Here is a 15,355-nt window from a genome sequence, read left to right as displayed (position 1 = left end):
GGAGAAGTACACATGAGCAACGGCATCGAATTCCGTAACGTCGCCAAGCGCTACGGCACCGACAAAAATGGGCCGATGGCCGTCAAGGGCATCAGCTTCGAGGTGCCCGTGGGCACGCTCACCACCATCCTCGGCCCCTCGGGCTGCGGCAAGACCACCACGCTGCGCATGATCGCGGGACTCGAATCGCCGACCTCGGGGTCTATCTTCATGGGCGGGCGCGACGTCACCACGCTCGGCCCCGCCGAGCGCAACGTGAGCATGATGTTCCAGAGCTACGCGCTGTTCCCGCACATGAACGTGATCGAGAACGTGGGCTACGGCCTGCGCATGAGCGGCGTGAAGAAGGACGAGGCCACCTCGCGGGCGCGCGATGCGCTCAAGGGCGTGGGCCTGGTCGGCTTCGACGAGCGCTTGCCGAGCGAACTCTCGGGTGGCCAGCAGCAGCGCGTGGCGCTGGCACGCGCCTTGGTGCTGGAGCCCGCGGTGCTGCTGTTCGACGAGCCGCTCTCCAACCTCGACGCCCGCCTGCGGCGCGAAATGCGCGAGGAAATCCGCGCGCTGCAGCAGCGGCTGAAGCTCACGGTGGCCTATGTGACGCACGACCAGAGCGAGGCGCTGGCCGTGAGCGACCAGATCATCGTGATGGACCACGGCGTGATCGCCCAGCGCGGCACGCCCGAGCAGCTCTACGGCCGGCCCGAGAGCGAATTCGTCGCCGGCTTCATGGGCGAGGCCATGGTGTTTCCGGCCGTGGCGCAGGCTGACGGCAGCGTCACGCTCGGTCCGCTGCGCCTGCAGCCGCGCTATGCGGTGGCGCCTGGAACGGTGAAGGTCGCGGTGCGGCCCGAGGCCTGGGAGATCGGTGCCGCCGGCGCGGGGCAGGGCCTGCCCGCCACGCTGCGCAAGGCGGCCTACCTCGGGAGCTTCTACGAATACGGCTTCGACACCTCGCTCGGGCCGGTGTTCGTGGTGTCGACCGATCTTTCGCGCCCGCTGGCCGCGGGCGCGCAGGCGACGCTGTCGCTGGCGGCGCATGGCGTCAGCGTGGTGCCCGGCGCATGAAACAATGGCGCCATGAACGTGGTTTTTGATCTTGGCGCCGTGCTGCTGGCATGGGAGCCGACCCGGCTGGTGCAAACCCATCTTCCTGAGCACGCGCCGACGGAGCTTGCCGCCGCGGCACTGGGCCGCGCGCTCTTCCACCACGACGATTGGACGAGCTTCGACTGCGGTACGCGCTCGCTGGACGACGCCATTGCGCGCATGTCCCGGCGGCTCTCGCTGCCGGCCGCGCAGCTCGAGGCCATGCTCGGAACCCTCGGCGAACGCCTGGAGCCCATCGCGGTGACGGTGGAACTGCTCGACGGCCTGTTCGCCCGCCGCGACGACGGCGAGGCGCTGCGCCTTTACTACCTTTCGAACATGCCTGCGCCTTACGCACGCGCCGTCGAGCGCCGGCATGGCTTCATCCGGCGGTTCGACGGTGGCGTTTTCTCGGGCGACGTGAAGTTCATCAAGCCGGAGCGCGAAATCTACGAGTTGCTGGCGGTGCGCCATGCGCTCGACCCGCAGCAAACGGTGTTCATCGACGATTCGGCCGCCAATGTGGAAGCCGCGCGCGCCTTCGGCTGGCAGGCCATCCATTGCACTCACCCGGCCGCGCTGGCGGCGCAGCTCGGGCGCTACCTCCCGGCTGCACCGGCTGCATCAGCTATCGGCCGGTGAGCACCACCTTGGCGGTGTCGAACCCCAGGCTGGCGGCGTAGTCCAGCTCGGCCTTCAGCGCGTCGTCTTCCAGGCGGGGCGCGCGCGAAAGAACCCAGAGGTATTGGCGGTCGGGCGTGCCGACCAGCGCCACCTGGTAGTCGCGGTCGAGTTTCAGAATCCAGTAGTCGCCCCACACCATCGGCAGCCAGCTCAGCCATGACGGTGCAAAGCGCACCTCGAGTCGGCCTGCGCCGGGCTGGCCCGCCACCGGCACCACGCGGGCCGTGCCTATCGCTTCGTCGAAGTTGCCGTCGGCCCGCACGCAACGGTTGAGCACCTGTATCGTGCCGTCCGGCTGGGGCGTGTACTCGGCGGTAACAGGGCCTGCGCACTGCTTCTGGAAACGGTTGGGCAGGCGGGCCTGTTCGTGCCAGATGCCGGCATAGCGCTGAAGGTCGACCGGCGCCACCACCTGCAGCGGCGCACGCATGAGGGGGGCGCCATCGGCCGGGCCGGGCACCTGCGCACGGGCGGTACGGCCCGCGCCCAAGGCGAACCAGGTCGCCACGCCGCCCACGACGAAGGCCGTGGCCAGGGTGCCGATGGCAGTGCTGGTGCGGCGGTCGTCGAAAGGAGCGCGGCTCGCCGCAGCGGCGGCGGAACGGTGGCGGAAGGACATGAGAGGGCACTCCTGTAGTCGAAAGCATCAAGGCGGGAAGCCGCAGGCTAGCGCCCCAGCCGGAACGCTGCCGTCAGCGGTGGACCACAGCATGTGTAGGGCAGGGCGGCCGCTACAACCCTGTCGGCCGAAGGCCGATGCAGCGCAGTGAAAACCCGTGCTACGGTGCGCATGAAAACATCGGCCCCAGCGCAACAGCGTGCAGGACTTGTCATCACCCGCACAGGATAATCTTCGACATGAATCAACTCGATGCTCTCCGCCAATGGACCACCGTGGTCGCCGATACCGGCGACTTCAAGCAACTCAGCATTTCCAAGCCGCAGGATGCGACCACCAATCCGTCGCTCATCCTGAAGGCAGTGCAGAAGCCCGAGTACCGGCCGCTGCTCGACGATGCCGTCAAGAAGCATGCGGGCAAGCCGCTCGACGAAGTCATCGACCGGCTGCTGGTGAGCTTCGGCGCCGAAATCCTCTCGATCATTCCCGGACGCGTGTCGACCGAAGTCGACGCCCGCCTTTCGTTCGACACGGCCGCCACCATTGCGCGCGGCGAGCGCATCGTGGCGCTCTACAAGGCCGAAGGCATCGACACCGAGAAGCGCCTGCTGATCAAGGTGGCCTCCACCTGGGAGGGCATCGAGGCGGCGCGTGCGCTCGAGCGCAAGGGCATCCGCACCAACCTCACGCTGCTGTTCTCGTTCGCGCAGGCCGTGGCCTGCGGTGCAGCCGGCGTGCAGCTCATTTCGCCCTTTGTGGGCCGCATCTACGACTGGTACAAGAAGTCGGCCGGCGCCAAGTGGGACGAGGCCGCCAGCGCGGGCGCGAACGACCCCGGCGTCAAGTCGGTGCGCGAGATCTTCAACTACTACAAGCAGCACGGCATCAAGACCGAGGTCATGGGCGCGAGCTTTCGCAATGTGGGACAGATCCAGGCCTTGGCCGGGTGCGACCTGCTGACCATCAGCCCCGAGCTGCTGGCCGAACTGGCCGCGAACAACGAGCCGCTCGAACACGCGCTCGACGCCAGGAAGGCCGCCGCGACGGCCAGCGTGGAGAAGGTCAGCTACGACGAGGCAGGTTTCCGCTTCGCGCTGAACGAAGACGCCATGGCCACCGAGAAGCTGGCCGAGGGCATCCGCGCCTTCGCGGCCGACGCCGTGAAGCTGGAAAAACTCATGCAGGAAAGCGGCAAGTAAACATGGCCATGACCCTTCGTTGCGACCGTGCGCCCGCCTGGGCGCAACTGCAGAGCTACTTCGAAACCGCGGGCCGCCAGTTCGACGTGCGCCACGCCTTCGTCGACGATGCCGGGCGCTTCGAGCGCTTCAGCCAGGAGGCGCCCTACGTCTTTGCCGATCTGTCGAAGAACCTGATCGACGCGCGCACCGAGGAGATGCTGCTCACTCTGGCCCGCGAATGCGGCCTCGAGGCGCACCGCGACGCCATGTTCGCGGGCGAGCACATCAACAACACCGAAAACCGCGCCGTGCTGCACACGCTGCTGCGCGCGCCGGCCGATGCCCCCGTGGGCAAGACCGCCACCGAGCTGCGCCAAGTGCACGCCACGCTCGACGCGATGCTGGCCTATGCCGAAAAGGTGCGCAGCGACCACACGATCACCGACGTGGTCAACATCGGCATCGGCGGCTCCGACCTCGGCCCGCAGATGGCGGTGCTGGCGCTCGCGGAGTTTGCCGCGCCAGGCAAGCGCGTTCACTTCGTCTCGAATGTCGATGGCCACGAACTGGCCGGCGTGCTGCGCGACCTGGCGCCGGAGCACACGCTGTTCCTGGTTGCGTCCAAGACCTTCACCACGGCCGAGACGATGACGAACGCGCTCTCGGCCAAGCGCTGGTACGAGCAGTCGGGCGGCACGGACATTGCCGGCCACTTTGCAGCGCTCACCACCAACGTCGAGGCCGCGAAGCAATTCGGCATCGACACCACCTTCGGTTTCTGGGACTGGGTCGGCGGCCGTTATTCGCTGTGGTCGGCCATCGGGCTGCCGATTGCGCTGGCGATTGGCGCCGACGGTTTCCGCCGGCTGCTGGCGGGCGCGCATGCAATGGACGAGCACTTCCGTACCGCGCCGCTCGAGAAGAACCTGCCGGTGCGCCTGGGCCTGCTCGACATCTGGTACCGCAACTTCCACAAGTTCAAGAGCCGCGGCATTGCGCCGTACCACAGCGCCTTGAAGCGCCTGCCGGCCTACCTGCAGCAGCTCGAGATGGAGAGTAACGGCAAGCAGGTCGATGCGAGCGGCGAGCCGCTGCCGAATGGGCTGGGCACCTCGCCCGTGCTCTGGGGCGAGCCCGGCACCAACGGCCAGCACGCCTATTTCCAGATGCTGCACCAGGGCACGGACGTGATCCCGCTCGAGTTCGTGGCGGTGCGCGATGCGGCGCACGACCTCGACGGCCACCACCCCAAGCTGCTCGCCAACGCGCTGGCCCAGGCGCAGGCGCTGATGGTGGGCAAGCTCGATGCCGGCGGCCACAAGAACTTTCCGGGCAACCGGCCGAGCACCTTCTTCGTGTTCGAGAAGCTCACGCCCGAAGCGCTGGGCGCATTCCTCGCGCTGTACGAGCACCGCGTGTTCACCAGCGGTGCGCTGTGGGGCATCAACAGCTTCGACCAGTGGGGCGTGGAGCTGGGCAAGGTGCTCGCGAAGGACATCGAGCCGCGTCTGGCTTCGGGCGACATCATGGGGCTCGATGCTTCTACTGCCGGGTTGCTGAAGCGGTTGGGTACCTGAGCTTCTTTGGTTTTTCGGAGTAGGGGAACGTCCAGGGCGGCGCACCCGCCGACGGGGTACCTTGCTCCGCGAATGTCCCCCGGCCTTCGGCCTCCTCCTTTATTTCGCTGCGCAAGGCACCCCATCGACGTGCGCGTTATGAGCGGTGGTCGTTGATCGGTCGCACATCAGCAGCGTGCCCCAGTGCACAGAGCATCGGGTGCTCCCCGCAGCGAAATAAAGGAGGAGCCGAAGGCGGGGGACATTCGCGGAGGGGAGTACCCGGTGGCCTGTGCACGCGCCCTGAACAGCAGCGCCAATAACAACAACGCTACCAAGCACCCCCTCAGACCGTAGCCGCTTCCAAAGGCGCCCTCACGGCCGCACCACTCGCCATCCGCACGCACAAGTCGAAGGCCTGCTGCAGACCTTCGATCTGCGCGATGCCCTTGCCGGCAATGTCGAACGCGCTGCCGCTGGCCGAAGTGGCCACAGGCACAGGCAAGCCGCCGTGCAGCGTCACGCCTTGCTCGAAGCCCAGGAGCTTCATCGCGATCTGGCCCTGGTCGTGGTACATCGACACCACCGCATCGACATCGCCCCGGCGCGCGCCGATGAACACCGTGTCGGGCGAGAACGGGCCGCGGGCGTCGAAGCCCTCGGCGCGCAGCTGTTCGATGGCCGGCGCGATGATCTCGATCTCTTCCATGCCGATGGAGCCACCGTCCCCCGCATGCGGGTTGAGCCCTGTCACCGCAATACGAGGTTGCGCCACGCCCGCGCGGCGCAGCGCCGATGCAATGATCTTCACCGCGTCGCTCACACCTTCCATCGTGATGTGGCTTGCCACGTCTTTCAGCGGAATGTGCGAGGTCACGCGCGACGTCCAGAGCGAACCCGTGAGATTGAACTCGCAGACGAAGCCCTTCACAGCAAAGCGCTCCTGCATGTAACGCAGCTCGTCTTCATGCACCAGACCGCCCAGGCGAAGCGAATGCTTGTTGAGCGGCGCAAAGAGAATGCCGTCGGCCTGCCCGCGTCGCACCGCCGCGGTGGCGAGTTCCAGTGCTTCGAAGGACGCGCGGCCCGAGGCCTCGTTCGATTCGCCGAGCACCGGCTCTCGGCCTTCCATCCAGTCGCGCAGGAGCAGCGTGGGGTGGCCGTCCTCGAAGCGCAAATCGTCGAATCGGTCGACCTGCAGCGGGTCGAGCTTCACGCCCGCCACGCGCTCGCCTGCGGCCAGCACCACGGGGTCGGCAATCAGCAGCACGCGCGCGGCGTCGAGGTTGCGCTGGCGCGCCAGCAGCTTCACGGCCATTTCGGGGCCGATGCCGCTGGGGTCGCCGAGCAGCACGACGATGCGGGGCTTGGCGGAGATCACGCTCGGGGCTTTCGATGAGGTGGGCATGTCGGCAACTTGAAGTGAGGGAAGTGAAGGCAATGAAGGGGCGGCCTCATTCGGCCTTGATGTTGGCGTCGCGCACGAGCTGGCCGTAGTGGTCGAACTCCTGCCGGTTCATGGCGGCGAAGGCTTCGCCGGTGATCGTGCCGGGCTCGCCGCCCAGGGCCTTGATGCGCGTCTGCACGTCGGCCAGCTTCAGCGTGCGCATGAGCTCGGCGCTCAGCCGTTCGACCGCGGGCCGCGGCGTGCCGGCCGTCACGTAGAGGCCGTACCAGGTGGACACGTCGGCGCCCTTGATGCCCTGCTCGGCCAGCGTGGGCACGTCGGGCAGTTCGGGCGAGCGCTGCGGCGCGCTCACGGCCAGCGCGCGGAACTTGCCGGCCTTGATCTGGTTCATGGCCGACGACGTGCTGTCGAACATCATGTCGACCTCTCCGCCGATGATGTCCACGTGCGCCTGCGAGCTGCCCTTGTAGGGGACGTGGATCGACTTCATGCCCGTGGCGAGGTTGAAGGCCTCGCCGCCCACATGCTGCGTGCTGCCGATGCCGGAAGACGCGTACTTGAAGCCGCCGGGCTTCGCAGCCATGGCGGCCACGAGGTCCTTCACCGACTTGTAGGGCGAGCTGGCCGACACCACCAGCACGTTGGGCATCACGGCCACGAGGCCGATGGGCTGCAGGTCTTTCAGCGGGTCGTACTTGAGCTTGAGGATGTGCGGCGCCACCGCCTGCGCCGTGTTGGTGGCCAGGAGCAGCGTGGCGCCGTCGGCGGTTGCACGCGCCGCGAGTTCGCCGGCAATGGTGTTGGAGGCGCCGGGCCGGTTCTCCACCGTCACCGGCTGCTTGAGCACCGGCGAGAGCTTGTCGGCCAGCACGCGCGCCAGGATGTCGGTGCCGCCGCCGGGCGAGGCGCCGACCATGATGCGCAGCGGCTTGTCGGGATAGGCCGGTTGCGCGCCGGCTGTTGCCGCGGCCAGCGTCAATGCGGCGAGGCAGGCCGCGCGGGCCAGGGAAGAAAAGCTCATCGGGTTGTCTCCTGCTTTGTTGGACCCAAGCCTACGGAGCTTCCCTTTTCCGATCCAATCGCAAAAGTCCGAAGCTCCATATACTTTTGTGCATGACCTCAGGCCTGACCGATGCCTCGCTGATGCTCCATGTTCGGCCACGCCAGCTGCTCCTGCTGGCCCGGCTCGACGCCCACCGCCACCTCGGGCGCGCGGCGGAAGCCATGAACATCAGCCAGCCTGCCGCCACAAAGCTGCTGCAGCAGCTGGAGGATTCGCTGGGCGAAAAGCTCTTCGAACGCCTCGCGCGCGGCATGGAGCCCACCCCTTACGGCGAAATACTGATCCGCTACGCCCGCCGGGTGCTCAGCGACTTCGGCACTGCCCGCGAGGAAATGCTCGCGCTGCGCTCGGGCCTTAGCGGCGCGCTGCGCGTGGGCAGCGTGCCGGGTGCCGTGCCCGAACTGCTGGCGCCGGCGCTGGTGGAGTACCACCGCCGCCATCCGCAGGTGGCTGTTTCGGTGGTGGTCGAAACCAGCGACGTGATCCAGGCGCAGCTGGAGCAGGGCGATGTCGATCTCGTGCTGGGCCGCCTCACCGACGGCCACGACGAGGCCAAGTACGCGAGCGTGCCGCTGCTGGGCGAGTCGCAGGTGGTGGTGGTGCGCACTGCGCACCCGGTGTTCGAGCGCGCGAACGTCACGTTGGCCGAGATGGCGGGCTGGTCCTGGGTGCTGCAGCCGCCGGGTTCGCCGCAGCGCGGGCGCTTCGAGGCGGCGATGCGGGAGGCAGGCATCCAGGCGCGGCTCGACATCATCGAAACGGCATCGCCCATTGCCATCACCGCCTTGCTCGAGAACTCCGACATGGCCGCCGTGATGCCGGCCTCGCAGGCCAACCACTACGCCCGGCTGGGTGTGCTGCGCACGGTGCCGGTGGAACTGCCGGTGCGCGTGCCGCCCATTTGCCTCATCACCCGCGAGGACCGCGCGCTCTCGCCGGCGGCGGCGCAGTTGCGGCGCCAGCTGCTGGGCGGCGCCTGAAGCCTTTGGATTGCGATTTTCCATGCTGTATTGCGTTAATTAGGGAATCTCCTAGCTAACTGGTGCATGAAAGTACCATGGTGGGCCGGTGAAGTACCAAGCCCGCAAGCGCGTTTCTCCAGAATCCCGCCACGGCGACCCAAACAGAGGGCGTCGCTCACCTCTAGGAGACAACATGAAGCGTTTTCTGAAAGCGGGCCTCGTCCTCGCACTCGCCGGCACGGGGCTCGCGTCCCACGCCGCCACCGAACTCGTCATTGCGACCGTCAACAACGGCCACATGATCGAGATGCAGAAGCTCACCCCCTTCTTCGAAAAAGCCAATCCTGACATCAAGCTCAAGTGGGTGACGCTGGAAGAAGGCACGCTGCGCCAGCGCGTAACCACCGACATCGCCACCAAGGGCGGCCAGTTCGACGTGATGACCATCGGCCTGTACGAAGCGCCGATCTGGTCGAAGAAGGGTTGGCTCCAGCCCATTGCCACCGATGCCGCCTACGACGCCGACGACCTGCTGCCCGCGATTCGCGCGGGCCTCTCGTACGAAGGCAAGCTCTACGCCGCGCCGTTCTACGGCGAGAGCTCGATGCTCATGTACCGCAAGGACCTGGCCGACAAGGTCGGCTTCAAGATGCCCGAGCAGCCCACCTGGACGCAAGTGAAAGAGCTGGCCGGCAAGATTCACGACCCGAAGGCCGGCGTGTACGGCATGTGCCTGCGCGGCAAGCCGGGCTGGGGCGACAACATGGCGTTCCTGACCACGCTGGTGAACACCAACGGCGGCCAGTGGTTCGACATGCAGTGGAAGCCGCAGATCGACACCAAGCCCTGGAAGGACGCGATCAACTTCTACGTCGACCTGATGAAGTCCTATGGCCCGCCCGGCGCATCGGCCAACAGCTTCAACGAGAACCTCGCGCTCTTCAACGAGGGCAAGTGCGGCATGTGGGTGGACGCGACCATCGCGGCTTCGTTCATCAGCGATCCGAAGCAGTCGAAGGTGGCCGACAAGGTGGCCTTCGCACAAGCCCCCGTGGCCGTCACGCCCAAGGGTGCCAACTGGCTGTGGACCTGGAACCTGGCCATTCCGGCCAGCTCGACCAAGGGCGCGGCCGCACAGACCTTCGTGAAGTGGGCGACCTCCAAGGAATACGTCAACCTGGTGGCCAAGGAGCATGGCTGGGCTACGGTGCCCACCGGCACGCGCAAGTCCACCTATGCGAACCCCGAGTTCCAGAAGGTCGCCAAGTTCGCCGCGGCCGAGAAGAAGGCCATCGACACCGCCAACCTCAGCGACAGCACCTTGCCCAAGTCGCCGTACGTGGGCGTGCAATACGCGGCCATTCCCGAGTTCCAGGCCATCGGCGTGGCGGTGGGCCAGCAGATGAGCGCGGCGCTGTCGGGCAAGGTCACGGTCGACCAGGCGCTGAAGACTTCGCAGACGGCGGCCGAGCGGGAGATGAAGAAGGCTGGGTACTACAAGTAAGTCAGCTTTCTTTCTTGCTCCCTCCCCTTCCGGGGGAGGGTTGGGGTGGGGGCACGCGGCGTACCAATCACCGCGGCGCTTGATCCGGGAGCCCCCATCCCCGCCTTCCCCCAGAGGGGGAAGGAGCCAGAGACAACGAGAAGGAACCTCCTCATGAAACGACTCCTGCCCCGGGCCCTCATGGCGCCCGCCGTGCTCACGCTCCTCCTGTGGATGATCGTGCCGCTCGCGATGACGTTGTACTTCTCGTTCGTGAACTACAACCTCATGCAGCCCGGCGAGCGCACGTTCGCGGGCATCGAGAACTTTCACTACTTCGTTACCGATCCGGACTTCTGGCCCGCAACGTGGAACACGTTGATGCTGATCGGCAGCGTGATCGTCATCACGGTGGTGCTCGGCGTGCTGCTCGCGCTGCTGGTGAACGAGCCCTTTCCGGGTCGCGGCATCGTGCGGGTGCTGCTGATCTCGCCCTTCTTCGTCATGCCCGCGGTCAACGCGCTGCTGTGGAAGCACATGATGATGAACCCCATCTACGGCATCCTGGCCGACGTGTGGCGCTTCTTCGGCGCCCAGCCGGTCGACTGGCTCACCGACGTGCCACTGTTCTCGGTGATCATCATGGTGGCCTGGCAGTGGCTGCCGTTCGCCTGCCTGATCTTCATCACCTCGCTGCAGTCGCTCGACCGCGAGCAGATGGAGGCCGCGCGCATGGACGGTGCGAGCGCGTTCCAGCGCTTCTTCTACCTGACCATTCCGCACCTCGGCCGGCCGATGGCGGTGGTGATCATGATCGAGATGATCTTTCTGCTCAGCGTGTTCGCCGAGATCGCCATCACCACCAACGGCGGCCCGGGCAACGAGAGCACCAACATGACCTACCTGATCTTCAAGCAGTCGCTGATGAACTTCGACGTGGGCGTGGCCTCGGCCGGTGCGCTGTTCGCGGTGGTGCTGGCCAACATCGTGGCCGTGTTCCTCATCCGAATCATCGGCAAGAACCTCGACTGAAGGAACGACCATGCAACCCAGCAACTTCCTTCCCCAACTGCTGCGCACCGTGGGTGCGTGGGCCGTGGCGCTGCTCCTGTTCTTCCCGCTCGGCTGGCTGTTCCTCACGGCCTTCAAGACGGAGCTGCAGGCCATTCACGTGCCGCCGCTCTTCATCTTCGAGCCCACGCTCGACAACTTCGGCGAAGTGCAGCGCCGCAGCGACTACCTGCTGTACGCGCGCAACTCGCTCATCACCAGCCTGGGCTCGACCATCATCGGCCTCTTGATCGCGGCGCCTGCCGCGTACTCGATGGCCTTCTTCCGCACGAAGAAGACGCGCGACATCCTGATGTGGATGCTCTCCACCAAGATGATGCCGGCCGTGGGTGCACTGGTGCCGATCTATGTGCTCGCGCAAACCGCGGGCCTCCTGGATTCGCTCACTGCTCTGACCATCGTGTTCACGCTGTCGAACCTGCCGATCATGGTGTGGATGCTCTACAGCGCCTACAAGGACATTCCGAACGAAATCCTCGAGGCCGCGCGCATGGACGGCGCCAGCCTGTGGACCGAGTTCCGCCATGTGGTGCTGCCGCTGTCGGTGGGTGGCCTCGCATCGACCGGCCTCCTGTGCCTGGTGCTGAGCTGGAACGAGGCCTTCTGGGCACTCAACCTCAGCTCGGCCAAGGCCGGCACGCTGGCCACGCTCATCGCCTCGTACTCCAGCCCCGAGGGCCTGTTCTGGGCCAAGTTGTCGGCGGCTTCGCTGATGGCCATTGCACCCATCGTCGTGTTCGGCTGGTTCAGCCAGAAGCAACTGGTGCAAGGCCTGACCTTCGGCGCCGTCAAGTAAAGAAAGGGAGACATCTCATGGCCTACCTGCAACTCAACGACATCAAGAAAAGCTTCGGCGACGCCGACATCATCAAGGGTGTGGATCTCGAAATCCAGAAGGGCGAATTCATCGTCTTCGTCGGGCCTTCGGGCTGCGGCAAGTCGACGCTGCTGCGCCTCATTGCGGGGCTCGAGCCCATCACCAGCGGCAACCTGCTGCTCGACGGCAAGGACATCACCTGGGCGCCTTCGGGCAAGCGCGACCTGGCCATGGTGTTCCAGAGCTACGCGCTCTACCCGCACATGAGTGTGTACGACAACATGTCCTTCGCGCTCAAGCTCGCGGGCGTGTCGAAGAGTGAGATCAAGACCAAGGTCGAGTACGCGGCCAAGACGCTCAACCTCACGCAATACCTCGACCGCACACCGAAAGACCTGTCGGGCGGGCAGCGGCAACGCGTGGCCATTGGCCGCGCCATCGTGCGCGCACCGAAGGTGTTTCTGTTCGACGAGCCGTTGTCCAACCTCGATGCGGCGCTGCGCGGCAACACGCGGGTCGAAATCCACAAGCTGCATCGCTCGCTCGGTGCCACCACCATCTACGTGACGCACGACCAGGTCGAGGCCATGACGCTGGCCGACCGCGTGGTGGTGCTCAGGGACGGTCTCATCGAACAGGTCGGCACGCCGCTCGAGCTGTACGACCACCCCGCCAACCAGTTCGTTGCGCAGTTCATCGGCATGCCGTCGATGAACATGGTGGCGGCGAGTGCGATTCCGAGCTTTTCCGCTGCCACCGGCGGGCGCCTTCCGAGCGACGGTTTCCTGGGCGTGCGCCCGGAGGGCCTGCGCGTGCATCCGAAGCAGGCCGCCGCGGCGGGCGTGCCGGGGCGTGTCGAGCTGATCGAGGCGCTGGGCGCCGACACGCTGATCCATGTCGACGTGAGCGGCGTGCCGCTGATTGCGCGCCAGAACGAGCGCACGCCGCTGCATGCGGGCGACGACGTGGCGGTCGAGCTCGACCCGTCGGTGCTTCATTTGTTCAACCGCGAAGGCCGTTCGGTCTCCGCCTGATTCTTCCGGAACATTCCCGTGACCCTCGCAGCAGCGCCTCTCGATGCGCCAACTCCACCGGCTCCTTCGGAGTTCACGGTGCTTCACCTTGGACTCGGCTCGTTCCATCGGGCTCACCAGGCCGTCTACTTGCAGCGGCTGATCGATGCGGGCGATACCCGCTGGTCGCTCTCGGGCGCGAACATCCGGCCCGACATGGCCGAGGTTGTCGCGGCCCTGCAGAACCAAGGCGGGCGCTACACGCTCGAAACCGTGTCGCCGGCCGGCGAGTACCGCTACGAGCAGATCGAAGCCATCCGCGAAGTGCTGCCATGGGAGCCCTCGCTGGCGGCGGTGGTCGCGCGCGGCGCAGCCCCGTCCACGCGCATCGTGTCCTTCACCGTGACCGAAGCCGGCTACTACCTCGATGACAAAGACAAGCTGGATCTGTTGTTCGCCGATCTCGCGGCCGACATCGCGCGTGCGCGCCGTGGCGAGGCGGGCGGCGAAGGCGTGACCATCTACGGCGCCGTCTGCGCCATTTTGCGTGCGCGCAAAGCCGCGCAGGCCGGCCCGGTCACGCTGCTCAACTGCGACAACCTGCGCCACAACGGCGACCGCTTCCGCGCCGGGTTGCTCGAATTCATCGAACGCGCGGGCGATTCCGAGTTGCTCGCCTGGGTGCAAGCGAACACCGCCTGCCCGAACGCAATGGTCGACCGCATCACGCCGCGCCCGCCGCCCGAACTGCGTGCGCGCGTGAAGGCCGCCAGCGGCCGCGACGATGCCGCCGCGATCACCGGTGAGAGCTTCATCCAATGGGTGATCGAAGACAACTTCGTGGCCGGGCGGCCCGACTGGGGCCGCGTCGGCGTGGAGCTGGTCGATTCGGTGCAGCCCTATGAGGAAGCGAAGATCCGCATCCTCAACGCCACGCACAGTTGCATTGCCTGGGCCGGCACGCTGCTCGGACTGAGCTTCATTCATGAAGGCACGCACCACGCGGCGATTCGCAAGATGGCGTACGACTACGTGACCGACGACGTGATTCCGTGCCTGAGCCCGAGCCCGATCGATCTTGCGGCCTACCGCGACGTGGTGCTCGACCGCTTCGGCAACCCCGCGATCCGCGACACCAACCAGCGCGTGGCGGCCGACGGCTTCTCGAAGATTCCGGGCTTCATCGCGCCTACGGTGCGTGAGCGGCTTGCCGCGGGGCAGCCGATCGACAGCGTCGCGATGCTGCCCGCGCTGTTCCTGGCCTTTCTGCAGCGCTGGCATCGCGGGGCGTTGCCCTATGTCTATCAGGACCAGGGCATGGACGAAGCCGTGGCGCACGCAATTTGCGATGCCGCGGATCCGGTGTTCGCGTTGTGTTCAGACGCCGGACTGTGGGGTCCCATCGCGGGCGATGCGCGCTTGATCGACGCCGTGCGAGGTGCGAGCGGGTGCGTGAAAAATTTCGTGAATCCAGGAGTAACGACATGAGTGAACGCCTGAAGAACCGCCACGTGCTGCTGACCGGCGCCGGTGGCGGCATTGGTCTGGCCGTGGCCGAGGCCTGTATTGCAGAGGGCGCGCGCTGCAGCGTGGTCGACCGCGCTGCAGCGGCACCCGAGGCAGTGCGGGCGCTGCAGCAAAGCCACCCCGACAAGCTCGCCTACATCGCGGCCGACGTGACCGACACGCAGGCCATCGCGCACATGCTGGCCGAGGCGCAAGTCGCCTTCGGGCCGATTCACACGCTGTTCAACAATGCCGCCGTGTTCGACCTCGCGCCGCTGCTCGACAGTAACGAGGCTTCTTTCGACAAGCTGTTTGCGGTCAATGTGAAGGGCATGTTCTTCGTGATGCAGACGGTGCTGCGCCACATGGTAGAGGCCGGCACGCAGGGTGCATCAGTCATCAACATGGCTTCGCAGGCGGGGCGGCGCGGCGAGGCGCTGGTGTCGCACTACTGCGCGACCAAGGCGGCGGTCATCAGCTACACCCAGAGCGCCGCGCTGGCCATGGCGCCGCACGGCATTCGGGTCAACGGTATTGCACCCGGTGTGGTGGACACGCCGATGTGGGACCATGTCGACAGCCTGTTCGCCAAGGCCGAAGGGCTGCCGCCCGGTGAGAAGAAGCGGCGCGTCGGCCTCGAGGTGCCGCTCGGCCGCATGGGCATGCCGGCCGACATCGCGGGTGCGGCCGTATTTCTTGCCAGCGACGAGGCGCGCTACATCACGGCGCAGACCTTGAATGTCGATGGCGGCAATGTCATGAGTTGAGATGAAGGGTTTTTCTTTGCATTGCGTTGTGCGCGAGGTGCGTTGTTCGTGGCGCGCTCCCGCCGACGGGGTACCTTGCTCCGCGAATGTCCCCCGGCCTGCGGCCTCCTCCTTTATTTCGCTGCGCAAGGCACCCCAT

General features: G+C 66.3%; 14 protein-coding genes. 11 read left to right on the top strand and 3 right to left on the bottom strand.

Translation table 11 applies throughout. The features are described from left to right. Positions 1-12 precede the first annotated feature (12 nt). Both ABIC94_RS27050 and ABIC94_RS27045 read left to right on the top strand, forming a co-directional pair. Positions 13-1,065 (top strand): ABC transporter ATP-binding protein, encoded by a 1,053-nt coding sequence (locus ABIC94_RS27050; protein WP_354376125.1) that lies wholly within the window; start codon positions 13-15, stop codon positions 1,063-1,065. 12 nt (positions 1,066-1,077) lie between these two features. Next, a complete protein-coding gene (locus ABIC94_RS27045) occupies positions 1,078-1,728 on the top strand; it encodes an HAD family hydrolase (RefSeq protein ID WP_354376124.1) in 651 nt (216 codons plus the stop codon). On the opposite strand, the gene ABIC94_RS27040 is transcribed toward ABIC94_RS27045, so the two are convergent. After that, positions 1,715-2,389: a lipocalin family protein gene (locus tag ABIC94_RS27040; protein ID WP_354376123.1), complete on the bottom strand. Its 675-nt coding sequence runs from the start codon at positions 2,387-2,389 to the stop codon at positions 1,715-1,717. The two genes, ABIC94_RS27045 and ABIC94_RS27040, sit on opposite strands and share 14 nt — an antisense overlap. Before the next feature lie 239 nt (positions 2,390-2,628). Here ABIC94_RS27040 and tal point away from each other — a divergent pair, with 239 nt between their 5' ends. Both tal and pgi read left to right on the top strand, forming a co-directional pair. Then, positions 2,629-3,588 carry a transaldolase gene (tal, locus tag ABIC94_RS27035; protein WP_354376122.1) on the top strand — a complete coding sequence of 320 codons (960 nt, stop codon included), beginning with the start codon at positions 2,629-2,631 and terminating at the stop codon, positions 3,586-3,588. A gap of 2 nt (positions 3,589-3,590) precedes the next feature. Further along, the gene (gene pgi / locus ABIC94_RS27030) at positions 3,591-5,147 is read left to right on the top strand and encodes a glucose-6-phosphate isomerase (protein ID WP_354376121.1); all 1,557 of its coding nucleotides are present in this window, start codon (positions 3,591-3,593) and stop codon (positions 5,145-5,147) included. A gap of 325 nt (positions 5,148-5,472) precedes the next feature. On the opposite strand, the gene ABIC94_RS27025 is transcribed toward pgi, so the two are convergent. Continuing rightward, positions 5,473-6,534: a 4-hydroxythreonine-4-phosphate dehydrogenase PdxA gene (locus tag ABIC94_RS27025; protein WP_354376120.1), complete on the bottom strand. Its 1,062-nt coding sequence runs from the start codon at positions 6,532-6,534 to the stop codon at positions 5,473-5,475. 46 nt (positions 6,535-6,580) lie between these two features. Further along, positions 6,581-7,555 (bottom strand): Bug family tripartite tricarboxylate transporter substrate binding protein, encoded by a 975-nt coding sequence (locus ABIC94_RS27020; protein WP_354376119.1) that lies wholly within the window; start codon positions 7,553-7,555, stop codon positions 6,581-6,583. Between the two features lie 92 nt (positions 7,556-7,647). On the opposite strand from ABIC94_RS27020, the gene ABIC94_RS27015 reads away from it, so the two are divergent. The 7 genes from ABIC94_RS27015 to ABIC94_RS26985 all read left to right on the top strand — a co-directional run bounded on the left by ABIC94_RS27015 (position 7,648) and on the right by ABIC94_RS26985 (position 15,216). Beyond that, positions 7,648-8,577, top strand: a complete 930-nt coding sequence (locus ABIC94_RS27015) for a LysR family transcriptional regulator (RefSeq protein ID WP_354376118.1) — start codon at positions 7,648-7,650, stop codon at positions 8,575-8,577. A gap of 175 nt (positions 8,578-8,752) precedes the next feature. Then, positions 8,753-10,063, top strand: coding sequence for an ABC transporter substrate-binding protein (locus ABIC94_RS27010; protein ID WP_354376117.1), 1,311 nt, complete (start codon positions 8,753-8,755; stop codon positions 10,061-10,063). A gap of 153 nt (positions 10,064-10,216) precedes the next feature. Continuing rightward, positions 10,217-11,074: a carbohydrate ABC transporter permease gene (locus ABIC94_RS27005; protein WP_354376116.1), complete on the top strand. Its 858-nt coding sequence runs from the start codon at positions 10,217-10,219 to the stop codon at positions 11,072-11,074. Between the two features lie 10 nt (positions 11,075-11,084). Beyond that, positions 11,085-11,909 carry a carbohydrate ABC transporter permease gene (locus tag ABIC94_RS27000; RefSeq protein WP_126745488.1) on the top strand — a complete coding sequence of 275 codons (825 nt, stop codon included), beginning with the start codon at positions 11,085-11,087 and terminating at the stop codon, positions 11,907-11,909. A 17-nt stretch (positions 11,910-11,926) separates the two neighbouring features. Next, the gene (locus ABIC94_RS26995; protein WP_354376115.1) at positions 11,927-12,964 is read left to right on the top strand and encodes an ABC transporter ATP-binding protein; all 1,038 of its coding nucleotides are present in this window, start codon (positions 11,927-11,929) and stop codon (positions 12,962-12,964) included. Between the two features lie 78 nt (positions 12,965-13,042). Further along, positions 13,043-14,431: a D-arabinitol 4-dehydrogenase gene (dalD, locus tag ABIC94_RS26990; protein WP_354376147.1), complete on the top strand. Its 1,389-nt coding sequence runs from the start codon at positions 13,043-13,045 to the stop codon at positions 14,429-14,431. Next, complete coding sequence (locus tag ABIC94_RS26985; RefSeq protein WP_354376114.1) at positions 14,428-15,216, top strand: L-iditol 2-dehydrogenase; 789 nt, start codon at positions 14,428-14,430, stop codon at positions 15,214-15,216. Before dalD ends, ABIC94_RS26985 begins: the two co-directional genes overlap by 4 nt. The last annotated feature ends 139 nt before the right edge of the window (positions 15,217-15,355 follow it).

Origin of the sequence: Variovorax paradoxus (assembly GCF_040544635.1) — a bacterium.
In the GTDB taxonomy this organism is placed as follows: domain Bacteria; phylum Pseudomonadota; class Gammaproteobacteria; order Burkholderiales; family Burkholderiaceae_C; genus Variovorax; species Variovorax paradoxus_R.
The sequence above is the reverse complement of the archived record's forward strand: the minus strand, read 5'-3'. Positions and strand labels throughout refer to the sequence as shown.